Here is a 12,658-nt window from a genome sequence, read left to right as displayed (position 1 = left end):
TCTTTCGGGACGCCTAAGGCCAGCTTGCAACGCAACTGTGCTCAGGCGGGGGCATGCAAGGCATCACCGTATACCGCTTTCATGCTGGTGGCACTCCAGCAGTAACGAACGATTTCGGATTCGTCGAAAAAGTCGGTATTGATGATGCTGCAGCGCGTCACCCAGTCCCGGGTGGGATTGAACCAGTCATTGATGTGGTTTTTGATGTCTTGAGGCCCTCCCAGAAACGCATAGCTGGTGGCCGATAACGACCATAAAAATGTTTCGTAAGGCGCGTCTTTGAGTGTGCTGGAAATATGGGTTTTCAAATCCTCGGTGTCGGTAAACCGCCTGTTGATCCACTTGTGTGCAATGCGCGGCCAGAAATAATTCTCATCCAGTTCCCGCCGTGCAGGCGCCGCTAATATCACCCTGCGGCGAGCACTGATCCGCTTGAGCTCGCCGATCGTTTTTGTGGAGTTGTCAGGCGGTATTACTCGCTGTCCGAGTTGGCTGACCAGAAGCTCATTGAGTTTCTGATAGTCGAAGCGATTGTTACCGTCCCCTAGCTGATGAAAGTCCAAAACCACAAATTCATCCGGATTTCGGTCGAGGAAAGATGAAACTGCGCTGATGAGTTCATCGAGAACTCGATGTGACTGATATCCATTGTGATGGAAATAGAAGATCGACTGATCAGCACCCTCGGTGTAGCCCAAGCGGATATCGAATGCCCGTGCGCCATTGGACAGTTGCCATGCAAATGAACCGTTTTGACACGTCGTCCAGTTGCCGACGACCACTTCATAATTAGGCGCCTGTTTATCCATGCCGGCGTTATGGGCGCCGGGCCAGATAACATCAGTCAGTTTTATACGATTGATGTCGAGGGCAGTGCTCATCCACGTTTGTTTATCCAGCGTGATGGCTGTGTTGTGGGTCATGACAGTTCCTTGTCGTTGAATCGTCTCCTCCATGGCGGCGACGAAATTCATGTGTGGGATATGGCTGCGTGCCATACCCCTATTACTCGCCTGCGTAGAAAGGCTTTCATGACCCAGCATAGAAGTGCACGACGGCATTGCCAGTCACGGAAATACTTGCACAAGAAATAGCTAGCGCGCTTGCTTGGCCGCTTTACTCAGGTTCGCGGTCAGGCAATATGAAACGATGTTGCTTTCTTCAATGAAGTCGACGTTGATAATGTTGCAACGTGTTGCCCAGTCGCTTTTATTCGGGTCAAACCACGAATTAAGCTCATCGTGAATATCTACCGGACCACCGAGAGCGCTATAACTGGTCGCGGACAGGGACCATGGTGCCCATGTGCCTGGCGGATATTTCAGCACTTTTATAATGTGCTGTTCCAACTCTGCGGCACTGGTGATGCCGTTGCCAGACCATTTGTGCTCGATTTGCTGAATGAACACGCTCTTGTCAATTGCCCAGTGCCAAGGCACAGCAACCACAACGCGTTGGCTGTCGCTGAGGCGTTTGAGTTGGCCGAGGCTCAACGAGCGATCTTGGTTGGGAATCAAGCGGCGCCCAAGAAAGTGGACCATCATCTTATTGAAGTAAGCGTAATCAAAGTCATCCCCACTCAATTCATGAAAGTCCAGGATGATGAATTCATTGGAATTTTCTTGCAGAAATGCTTCTACGTCTCTGACAAGGTGTCCAAGCGTGCGGCCGTTACGGTAGCCGTTGTGATGAATGCAGAACTTGCCAAGCCCCGGCGCACTGGCGTCATACGTCAAACGGATGTCAAGCACTCGGGAGCCGTGGCACAGTTGCGAGTAAAACGATTCGTGCTGACAGGCCAGCCAATGGGCGCCCGGGATCAGCGGCCAGGAGGTTTTCCAGTCGCTGCCGGCGTTATGGGTGCCTGGCAGTGTCAACTCATTGAGCGACAGTGTATCAATCGCCGGCGTGGCGCCCATCCAGTTTCTAAGTGCATAGTTGTTTTGAACAATGTTGTCCATTTAATGCTTCCTTGCATAGTTTGATAGGTGTTATTGGCTGGCCGAAGTGAGTGACTGTTACCCACTTCGGTCAATAATTTATAAAGGGAAAGAGAGGAGTGATCAATCGTCGCGATAATGCAAGATGTGTGTATTTAGTTGTGCGTTAATTAAGCAGGGTTTCGGTTTTTCGCCTCAATCCATTGCGCCATGTATTGCGTACTTTTATGGTGGTGATGACGCAGCATGCTACCGGTAAAATTATCGCATCTAAGTTGAGGCAAGTGCTGTTGGCAGTACAACAACTTCTTGATCAACGCCGGGCCATGTTCCGACGTTTTATATCGATCGGCCAGCAACCTCTGCCCGTGGAGTTGGGCCTGCGTCCAAAGCGCTTCATCCTTGTACAGGCGCACGGCACAGTCAGCCACTTCCCGTGCCGTGCGGGCCACGGCCCCAGGCCAGGGATGATTGCCATGCATGGCTTCGGCGCCGATGGGCGTCGTCACCGTGGGGGTGCCACATAACATGGCGTCGACAATCTTGCCTTTGATACCGGCACCGAAGCGTAGAGGCGCCAGACAAATGCGTGCCGCCGACATCACTTGCAAAGCATCTTCTGCCCAGTTCATGACATGAAAACCCTGGGCCGGGTTGTGCAGCGCGGTAGCTTTGGGGGGCGTGTAAGCACCGTAGATATGCAACTGAGCCGTGGGCAGTTGCTCGCGGATCAACGGCCAGATGGCTGTTTTCATCCAGAGCACCGCATCCCAGTTCGGCGCATGTCGAAAATTGCCAATGCTGAGAAAGTGCGCTCGATCGTCAAAGGCTGTCGGCGGCACGCCCTCAGGTTCGACCATCAGCGGACACCAGTGCACCAAGTTGCGCGGCAGCTTGAACTGCTCGACCAGCAATTCGATCTCCACTTCAGAGATCATCAGGTTCAAGTCGCAACGGTACAGTGCAGCAATCTCCCGTTTGGCGAGATCGGTATCAGCCATCAGTTCGAATTCCTCGCGCAACGCCGGCGCGAACAAGTCGCTGAAATCATTGTTGTCGTCATTGGCCTTCAAGCGATCCTTGAGGCGCTGATGCCGGGCGTGCCGCAAGCTTTGCAGATCCGATGTCTCAAGGACACGCAGGGCATCGGGACAGTATTTTTCGACCCGCCAGCCAAACTGCTCCTCCATCATGAACTGATCGAACAGCACGATGTCCGGAGCAAGTTCGCTGACGAAGTCGTCGAAACTGCTGTTGTTCAATTCAATCGGAATTTCACGAATGCCCAACGCCGTCAGATCAGCCCGATGTTCACCGGTGCCGGCCGGGCTACTGAAGGTGACGTCCCAGCCTTGCTGCAAGAATGTCTCAAGGATTTGCATGACGTGCCCACTGGCCGCTGAAGAACGGGGCTCGGGCCAGACGTAACCAATGACCAGGACTTTGGTTGCGTTGGGCTGACTCATGACAGTGTTCCTTGGTGTAGGCGAGGAGGGACGAAGAAAAGGCCGCAATTAAACCACAGGAGGCGATTCCTGTGAGTTTGCGGCCGTTTACTTGAGTCTACGGGAGGTCAGCGACCCCGTTGACAGCGTTTTTCTGCCCCAGGCGTCTAGGCGAGTGTAGACAGATTAATGATCACAGCCTCCGTGATGTGCTTACCAGTTGCTGTCTCGAACTTGCTCCTCATCCGGCCCAGGTTTTCGAGAAAGCGCGGGTAATTGGCCGATCGTTGATTCAACAAGCCAATAGCCAGGGCGTAAGAGTCGGCGTTCAGGAGGGCAGGAGACTCGGCAACGACCTTGGGCAAGTCTTTTTTAAGCTGGATAAACTCAAGGAACCCCTCTTTACTGGCATCGCGCAATGTGCGAGGGTCAAGTCCATTCGGATGCTTCGCCAGGTTCATCAACTGAGTCACATCGACATCGCCTGCCTTGCCAAATGCGGGATCCGGGTTGGCATACATCAGGTCAATCGTACGTTGTGAGCCATGAGACATCTCATGCACCACGCCATCAGCGATCCGCCCTCTGTCGAATCTTTCCTTTTGGAAAAAGTCAGTCATATTGTCCGAGTAAATCTTCATGAATCGACTGTCAACCGAGTCAGCGGGGTAATTCGCTGCTTTCCATCGCGCGAAGGCATCGGGAAAGATTGCAGCCAGCGCGCCGTCCGAAGGCTTTTTTACAATCTCTATGTTGTTCAGGGAGATGTGATTGAGGTCTTTTTTCATTCTGTGTAATGCTTCGGTCAGGTGCTCAACAGTCTCAGTGGAACTATTGCCGAAGAAATATTTTATTATTGCTTTTACGTCGAAATCAGCACTGTTTGCCATCAGTTGATGCAGTGCGGTGTCAATTTTTGTCTGGGCGATCGGTAAGCTTCTTTTGACATAGGCAGAGACGAAGCTATCCGGCAGGAGTTTCTTGCGAGCGTAGGATTTGAAACTCAAGTCGAAATTTTTGAGTTTCTTTCCCCACGGCAGCCCCAGCCGGTTGAGAGCGTACCAGTCATCCTGCATGCGAACCGCCGACACGATGAAAGAATCTCCAGAGCTACCCAGCGGACGCCAGGTTCCTTGTCCGATATCAGGTCGTTGCGCCGCTTTGATCAAGTCATAAGCGTCAGCGCTGCCGGACAGTCTTCGAAGTTGATGGGTTGCACTTTCCAAAGAGTTCAAACCAGCCCGGCTGATACCCAATACACCTTTCTTTAAATACTTTCCGACGCCCAGGATCAGCTCTGGCGTACCGTCCAGCGGGTTGAACACAGAATGGAGAAACCCTAGGCCCAACTTGGCTAGCGCTCTGGTCTTCGAGGCGGTGGAAACGGCCTTTGCCGCGACGCTAGCGGCTTTTGCAGCGACGCCAACAACCAGCAAAACGGTCATCGCAAGTTCAAGCGTGCAGAACAGCGTGCTGCCCCTGTTACGGTCCGGATCATCGGAGAAGAAGTCTTCGATGCAGGATTTAAAAGGCACAATAATATTAATGAATGTCTCGAATTGTTGTTCTTCCTTTGAGTACCTTTGCTCCAGTTCTGTTAGGCCCCGCGCGTCTTCTATCAGTTCGTCGTACGTCCAGAGGGGGCGATGCTTCAAAATGAAATTAGTCAGGGTACTGAATTCTTCGCTTTGATAGCTCTCATAATAACCAGGCTCAATAGTGCGTCCTGTTTTTACCGATGTGTTCAATGACCCCAGTTTTTCAATCACCCCATGACTTGACTGCGTGTTGCCTGGGGGAACTCCGTGGGTATAGCTCTCTATATCAGTTGGCAAATTATGGATTTTTGCAGCTTTGCTCAAACTGTTGATGTGATCGGTAAAGTCCAGTCTCGCAGGTTGTGCCAGCAGACCTTCTTTTTGCACAAGTGCTGCCAGTTGAGGGTTCTCCCTGCATTCACCGTGCAAGGTGAACAGTTCATAACAATACAACCGGCCTTCATATTTCGAGCACATCACGACGCCATAGCGCCCCGTGGCTTCATCTTTGGCTTTCTGTTTTTCCTGAGGAAACAAATCGGGAGGCTGGATGATGACAACCGAGGGGGGATCTGGATGATGGCAACCGAGGGGCGGATAGTGAAGAAAGTGACTTCACCGCACAGCAAACGAACCCGGTCAGCCGGCGGTAACGCCGACAAAGCCAGATTGACAATACTGGCCATCGCTTTTTCCAATGGTGCATAAGCCTGGTCAAAACGACGTTTGAAAACCCCCTCCGTAGAGACCAGATTAGGCACAAGGTGCGGAAATCTCTGGTAGAGACTAGTGCTTTTTTTCAAATCCCAGTTCAGTGTCCCCAGATGATTGGACATGTTGAGCTCTACCATGGACATGGCTAACGGCTCGAAATTGTTGAACTCGTCACTAGACCGTTGTTTCTCGAACAGTATTTTTTCGTCGATGAAATCGCAGTCCGGCACGATATGCTCAAGTATCTCCCGGGAAATCGCTTTTCGGCTGGGCAGAGGGGTCGACAACGTGGCGACTGCTTGCGAATAGACATCCGCAAACGTCTGATAAGCCTCAATGGCACGATCACCAGAACCTTTATAGTCACTGATCACCTGCTCAAGAGTAATCACGTTGTTCAGCAGCGCCCAGTCAATAATCGGGTCGACTGACAGCACGCTGTGCAGAATTTCCAGCTCCTTGTTGACTGGCTCAATCGCTTCAAGTTGCATGACGTTTGCAAACGTCATGGAAAGCACGGAACCGCAAGCATTGGCTTCTGCTATGGCAACACCCCGACAGAACGTAATCCATTCGGGGGTGCCCAGTCGCAATGATTCGGGCAGATTTCTTACCAGAAATTCGGGTGCCCTGCCTGCCAGCAACAAGTAGGCGGCGAGCGTACTGGTGTCAGAAGTAATGTCATGCTCATTCTCAAGATGCCGTTCCAGTTCAGTGAAAACCTCTGGAACTGATTTCTCTATGTTTTCAGGCGTATAAAGGTTGTAACCCGCGATGTGATTTCGACGCTCGTCGCCTCCCGCGTCCGGGTAAATGTCGAGAATAATTGCAGTCATGAGTACCTGCTCGAGGTTCAACTCAGAGACGGATTCACCTGATTTGGATCCGTACCAGTCAAGCGCTTTTAAATAACTTTCGGACCAGCTTTTGAAATAGGGGTGTATACCCAATTCGTGCAGCAGTTCGCGGCAATTCAATCGGTTTGCTGTTTTCGAACGGTTTCCCAATGCAATACTACACAGGTCCACCAGCAGCTTTCCCCGTCCCCGATGTGCTGAGCGGTCAAGGTACGAATTGTTTGCCTGTCATCCGCCGACAACACCAAAGCCTTGTCCTCACTGCCTGAGATGGCTTCCCAGTAGTTACCCAATGCAGGGGAAGGGCGGTAGGCAAATTCCAGATGCTTGATCAGGTTTTTTATACCTGTCAGATTTTCCGGTGCATCATACTCATGAAAGGTCAACCATTGTTTTACGTTGACGTCCTCCGTTGTAAAAACCATCCCGCCCATCGTTGTTGCAATTTCAATGAGGGTGTTGAAATCTTCGCTAAGCTCTGGGCTTCGCTTTACCGCGATGGTAAAAGTGTACTTGGTATTTTTGATTGTTGCGCCAATTTGGCCATCGCTGCTTACGTATACATTGGTGCCCGCGGGCATCGTCAGCTTGCTTCTGATTAGAAAGTTAGTAAACGCTTCCGTTTCAATCAAACCTTGCAGCATCACAGCGCCTGGTTGTAGTGCCTGTTCGAACGAAGAGCCTTTTGTGATCGAGAAAAATGAATTGCTCCAGTCGACTTTCGGATCGTCTTTCATGTCCGCAATCTTGCTTTTTAGGATTGTGATAACTTTCTGTTTTTCAATGTTGTCACTCTCTGCGATTTTTTCAATATCATAGGTGGCTTGAAAAGGTTTAGACAAACGACGCTCGGAATGTGCCGACATGCTCGTGCTGCTCATAAATAAATCCGTTTATTTAAAGTTGGTTTAAATGAGTCGGCATCCTCTTTTGGTTATGGTTAAGTGGCAACTAGAGTTGTGTGAGGTGTTATTTCACCATGCCAGAAAAAATAACTAAAGGTTCGTTTGGTTTAGAGTAAAAGCAAGGCGGACGCGGCCTCTAGGATAAGGCGCTTAACAACGTTTTCATGGTGTAACGAATGTTTGGAATTTTTATGGCAGGGAGCCAATGCTGTATCAAATAGCACCTCACTTTTTCAAGTTCGGTGCCTAGGTTGATGCCTGGTTTAGCTGGCAGGGAGTATGCCTTTGACCTTATCCCGCAGTTGATCAATCGAGAATGGCTTGCCGATCACATGCATGTCGTCAGGCACCTCAATGCTTTCGGCATAGCCGCTGGCGAACAGAATCGGCAGCTCGGGGCGCAGCATGCGCGCCTGCTTGGCCAATTCACGTCCGTCCATGATCGGCAGCCCCACATCGGTCATCAGCAAGTCGATGTGCTGGTCCTCATCGTTGATGAAATCCAGCGCCTCTTCGCAGCCATCGGCCTCAAGTACCCGGTATTCCAGTTCCTCCAGCACATCGACGATCAGCGTGCGCACGATGGCATCGTCTTCGACGACCAGGATGGTGGATGTTTTGGTGGACATAGTGCGGCTCTCAAAGGTTGGATTTGCGATAGCGTCGATCGAAATCGCCGGGCTCTTGCATGAGTAAGTGACAGATCACGACAAGTTCCCGAGGCGTTACAAAGAACAATAGCCGCACAAGAGCCGCGAAGAATAACCGCTCCTTTGCGCCGGAGCAGTGAAATGCAGGATATTGCCGAAAAACGTGTCAGAAAAATGGATCCCCTCGGCCGATTTGGGGCAGACTCGATGGCTTTCAACAGTTCGACAAGGCTTCCCATGACCTCTGCGCCTGCGGTTGATGAGCAACGATTCCGTAAACTCCTGAGCCGCAACGTCAGCCTGCCGTTGGGTGTCGGTGTTATCAGCGCGGTGTTCTTTGTCTTGCTGATCACTTATCTGCTGTCGGTGATCCAGTGGGTCCAGCACTCGGACCGGGTGATCAATAATGTCAATGAAGCGGTAAAACTGACCGTCGATCTGGAAACCGGCATGCGCGGTTTCCTGCTCAGTGGCGACGAGCATTTTCTCGAGCCCTATGAGACGGCAAAGCCAAGAATAGCGGTCGCCCTCAATACCTTGCTCGAACTGACCGCGGACAATCCGGTGCAGACCGACCGTCTGCACCGGCTCCAGGCCTTGCAGACGGAGTGGGCCAATTTCGCGCAATCGTTGATCGATTTGCAGCATGCAGGCGGTGATTACCGCAGCGTCGTCAAGGTCGGTCGCGGCAAACGGTTGACCGATGAGATCCGCAAGCAATTCGAAGACCTGATCGACATGGAGCAGCAGTTGCGTGCCACGCGCAACGAAGAAGTGCGGCGCACCACAATCTGGAGCATCGCTCTTTATCTGCTGTTCGTGGCCGGTATCAGCGGATTGCTGGCCTATATTGGTCGCCGGGATCTTCTCAACCTGTCCCGCAGCTACAGCGTCAACCTCGCCGCGCAACAGGCCAGCGCCCGCCGTCTGGAGCAGCAGGCCTGGTTGCGCAACGGCCAGACCGAACTGGCCGAACAAGTCCTGGGGCAGTTATCGCTCAATCTATTGGGGCGCAACATTCTGCAGTTCTGCGCGCAATACCTGGGCAGCGCCGTCGCGGCGATCTATGTGCGCGAGGAGCATGGTGGCCTGAAGCGCATCGCGTCTTACGGTTTCTCCCGGGAACAGGAAGCGCTTGAGCAGCAGATTTACAATGGCGAAGGGATTGTCGGCCAGGTGGCGCAACAGGCGCGCCTGATTCGTCTTGATGACGTGCCAGGCGACTACTTCAAAGTCAGCTCCGGCCTGGGCGAAGGTTTACCACGCAGTGTACTGGCGGTGCCGACCAGCGATGACGATCGCGTCAACGGGGTGATCGAACTCGGTTTCCTGCGACCGCTGACAGATCGTGACATCGAGTTGCTCGAACTGGTTGCCGGCAACATCGGCACCTCGATCGAAGCGGCGCGCTATCGCCAGCGCTTACAGGAAGTGCTGGCCGAAACCCAGCAACTCAACGAAGAGTTGCAGGTTCAGCAAGAAGAACTCAAGAGCGCCAACGAAGAGCTGGAAGAGCAGTCGCGGGTTCTCAAGGAGTCCCAGGCTCACCTGGAAACCCAGCAGATCGAGCTGGAGCAAACCAACGAGCAACTCGCCGAACAGGCGCAGATCCTGGCCGAGCAACGCGATGCCATGGACCTGAAGAACAGCCAGCTGAATCAGGCCCAGCTTGAGCTCGAGGCCCGCGCCGAAGAATTGCAGCGTGCCAGCAAGTACAAATCCGAATTCCTTGCCAACATGTCCCACGAATTGCGCACGCCGCTGAACAGTTCGTTGATTCTGGCGAAATTGCTGGCGGAAAACCCGCAGGAAAACCTCAGCGCCGAGCAGGTCAAGTTCGCCGAGTCGATCTATTCCGCCGGCAACGACTTGCTCAACCTGATCAACGACATTCTCGACATTTCCAAGGTTGAGGCCGGCAAGCTTGAGGTGCGTCCGGAGAACACCAGCGTTGCGCGCCTGGTGGAAGGCCTGCGAGGAATGTTCGAGCCGTTGGCCGCGGACAAGAAACTGGATTTTGAAGTCGAATTGCGCGCTGACGCACCGCTGATGCTGTTCACCGATCGCCAGCGCCTGGAGCAAGTGATCAAGAACCTGTTGTCAAACGCGGTGAAATTCACCGAAAAGGGCACCGTCAGCCTGATCGTGGCGGCTCAGCCAGGCGAGGGCATCGCCTTTATCGTCCGTGATACCGGGATCGGCATTGCGCCGGATCATCAGGACAGCATTTTTGAAGCCTTCCGTCAGGCCGACGGCACCACTAACCGTCGTTACGGCGGTACCGGCCTGGGCCTGTCGATCTCTCGTGATCTGGCCACGTTGCTGGGCGGCTCCATCAGCCTGACCAGCACGCCGGGGCAGGGCAGTGTGTTCACCCTGGTGTTGCCGCAGCACTACATCGAACCGGGCGATACGCCTGTCGAAACGATGAAAGCCACGCCGGTGACCATGCCGCAAGCCATCGTGGCTACCGCACCAGTGCCGCTGATTGCCGAGGTCGAAATCGCGCGTTTCGATGATGATCGCTACAAGGCGCCGTTCGCCACTCGATGCATCCTGGTGGTGGAAGATGAGCCGGACTTTGCGCACATCCTCTACGATCTGGCCCATGAACTGGGTTATCAGTGCCTGGTGGCCTATGGCGCCGATGAAGGCTACGACCTGGCCAGGCAATTCATCCCCGACGCGATCCTGCTCGACATGCGCCTGCCGGATCATTCCGGGCTGACGGTGTTGCAGCGCCTGAAAGAGCACGCCGAAACCCGGCACATTCCCGTGCATGTGATCTCGGTCGAAGACCGTGTCGAGGCCGCCATGCACATGGGCGCCATCGGTTACGCGGTTAAACCGACTACGCGCGAGGAGCTCAAGGAGGTGTTTGCCCGCCTCGAAGCCAAACTGACCCAGAAGGTCAAACGCATATTGTTGGTCGAAGACGACGATCTGCAGCGCGACAGCATCGCCCGATTGATCGGCGACGAGGACGTCGAAATCACTGCCGTCGGCCTGGCGCAGGATGCACTCGATTTGCTGCGCACCACGATTTTCGACTGCATGATCATCGACCTGAAACTGCCGGACATGCTTGGCAACGACTTGCTCAAACGCATGTCCTGCGAGGATATCTGCTCGTTTCCACCGGTGATCGTCTATACCGGACGCAACCTGACCCGGGACGAAGAGGCCGAGCTGCGCAAGTATTCGCGCTCGATCATCATCAAGGGCGCGCGTTCGCCCGAGCGGTTGCTGGATGAAGTGACACTCTTCTTGCACAAGGTCGAATCCCGCTTATCCCATGAACGCCAGACCATGCTCAAGACCGCCCGCAGCCGCGACAAGGTGTTCGAGGGGCGCAAAGTGCTGCTGGTGGATGACGATGTACGCAATATCTTCGCCCTGACCAGTGCGCTGGAGCAGAAGGGTGCGGTGGTGGTGATTGGCCGTAACGGTCGTGAAGCAATTGAGCGATTAAATGAAGTCGAGGACATCGACCTGGTGCTGATGGACGTGATGATGCCGGAAATGGATGGTTTCGAAGCCACTCTGGAAATCCGCAATGATCCGCGCTGGCGCAAGCTGCCGATCATTGCGGTGACGGCCAAGGCGATGAAGGACGATCAGGAGCGCTGCTTGCAGGCCGGCTCCAACGACTACCTGGCCAAGCCCATCGACCTGGATCGCCTGTTCTCGCTGATTCGTGTGTGGTTACCGAAGATGGAACGCCTCTAATGGAGCGCAGCGAAATCGAACTGAGGTTGTTGATCGAAGCGATCTACCTCAAATACAGCTACGATTTTCGCGATTACTCCGGCGCGTCGATCAAGCGTCGGGTCAACCATGCATTGAGCCAATTCGAGTGCAATACCATCTCGGCGCTGCAAGAGAAGGTCCTGCACGACCCAACCGCGTTCATGCAGCTGCTGCAATTGCTGACGATTCCGGTCAGCGAAATGTTTCGCGACCCTTCGCACTTCCTGGCGCTGCGTCAGGAAGTGGTGCCGCTGCTCAAGACCTGGCCGTCGATCAAGGTCTGGATTGCCGGTTGCAGTACCGGCGAAGAGGTCTATTCGATGGCGATCCTGCTGCGCGAAGAAGGCCTGCTGGAGCGTACCATCATCTATGCCACCGACATCAACCCGCGCTCGCTGGATAAAGCCAGGCAGGGGATTTTCTCCCTGCAGAATGTTCGGGCCTACACTCACAATTATCAGCAGGCCGGTGGTCAGCGTTCGTTCGCCGACTATTACACGGCGGCTTATGACTACGCGATTTTCGACAAGAGCCTGTGCGACAACGTAACGTTCGCCGATCACAGCCTGGCCACCGATAGCGTATTCTCCGAAACTCAATTAATTTCGTGTCGTAATGTGCTGATTTACTTCAACAAAAAGCTTCAGGATCGAACGTTCGGCTTGTTTCACGAATCTTTGTGTCATCGGGGCTTTCTGGCACTGGGCAGTAAGGAAACCCTGGATTTTTCGGCCTATGGCAATCAGTTTGAGCCGTTGGTCAAACAAGAAAGGATCTACCGCAAATCATGAACCGTGCAGGTATTCCTTGTGTAGAAGCTATCGTGATCGGTGCTTCGGCCGTCTGTGTGTCGAGCGGG

At 53.5% G+C, this 12,658-nt stretch carries 9 protein-coding genes; 2 read left to right on the top strand and 7 right to left on the bottom strand.

Features of this window, described 5'->3' with window-relative positions:
• Nucleotides 1-41 precede the first annotated feature (41 nt).
• The 7 genes from LOY36_RS14630 to LOY36_RS14600 form a co-directional block, all read right to left on the bottom strand.
• Nucleotides 42-923, bottom strand: a complete 882-nt coding sequence (locus LOY36_RS14630) for a phospholipase (protein ID WP_258668504.1) — start codon at nucleotides 921-923, stop codon at nucleotides 42-44.
• A 171-nt stretch (nucleotides 924-1,094) separates the two neighbouring features.
• Nucleotides 1,095-1,961 (bottom strand): phosphatidylinositol-specific phospholipase C domain-containing protein, encoded by an 867-nt coding sequence (locus LOY36_RS14625; protein WP_258668503.1) that lies wholly within the window; start codon nucleotides 1,959-1,961, stop codon nucleotides 1,095-1,097.
• A gap of 149 nt (nucleotides 1,962-2,110) precedes the next feature.
• Nucleotides 2,111-3,406 carry a glycosyltransferase family 4 protein gene (locus tag LOY36_RS14620; protein WP_258668502.1) on the bottom strand — a complete coding sequence of 432 codons (1,296 nt, stop codon included), beginning with the start codon at nucleotides 3,404-3,406 and terminating at the stop codon, nucleotides 2,111-2,113.
• A gap of 146 nt (nucleotides 3,407-3,552) precedes the next feature.
• The gene (locus tag LOY36_RS14615; protein WP_258668501.1) at nucleotides 3,553-5,460 is read right to left on the bottom strand and encodes a hypothetical protein; all 1,908 of its coding nucleotides are present in this window, start codon (nucleotides 5,458-5,460) and stop codon (nucleotides 3,553-3,555) included.
• Nucleotides 5,400-6,473 (bottom strand): hypothetical protein, encoded by a 1,074-nt coding sequence (locus LOY36_RS14610; protein ID WP_258668500.1) that lies wholly within the window; start codon nucleotides 6,471-6,473, stop codon nucleotides 5,400-5,402. Before LOY36_RS14610 ends, LOY36_RS14615 begins: the two co-directional genes overlap by 61 nt.
• Before the next feature lie 137 nt (nucleotides 6,474-6,610).
• Complete coding sequence (locus tag LOY36_RS14605; protein WP_258668499.1) at nucleotides 6,611-7,375, bottom strand: hypothetical protein; 765 nt, start codon at nucleotides 7,373-7,375, stop codon at nucleotides 6,611-6,613.
• A 287-nt stretch (nucleotides 7,376-7,662) separates the two neighbouring features.
• Nucleotides 7,663-8,028: a response regulator gene (locus LOY36_RS14600; protein ID WP_258668498.1), complete on the bottom strand. Its 366-nt coding sequence runs from the start codon at nucleotides 8,026-8,028 to the stop codon at nucleotides 7,663-7,665.
• 258 nt (nucleotides 8,029-8,286) lie between these two features.
• Here LOY36_RS14600 and LOY36_RS14595 point away from each other — a divergent pair, with 258 nt between their 5' ends.
• Both LOY36_RS14595 and LOY36_RS14590 read left to right on the top strand, forming a co-directional pair.
• Nucleotides 8,287-11,778 carry a response regulator gene (locus LOY36_RS14595; RefSeq protein ID WP_258668497.1) on the top strand — a complete coding sequence of 1,164 codons (3,492 nt, stop codon included), beginning with the start codon at nucleotides 8,287-8,289 and terminating at the stop codon, nucleotides 11,776-11,778.
• Nucleotides 11,778-12,590, top strand: a complete 813-nt coding sequence (locus LOY36_RS14590; protein ID WP_204123700.1) for a protein-glutamate O-methyltransferase CheR — start codon at nucleotides 11,778-11,780, stop codon at nucleotides 12,588-12,590. Before LOY36_RS14595 ends, LOY36_RS14590 begins: the two co-directional genes overlap by 1 nt.
• Nucleotides 12,591-12,658 lie beyond the last annotated feature (68 nt).

This window comes from Pseudomonas sp. B21-019 (assembly GCF_024749225.1).
Lineage (GTDB): Bacteria > Pseudomonadota > Gammaproteobacteria > Pseudomonadales > Pseudomonadaceae > Aquipseudomonas.
This window is presented reverse-complemented; position numbering and strand designations above follow the sequence as displayed.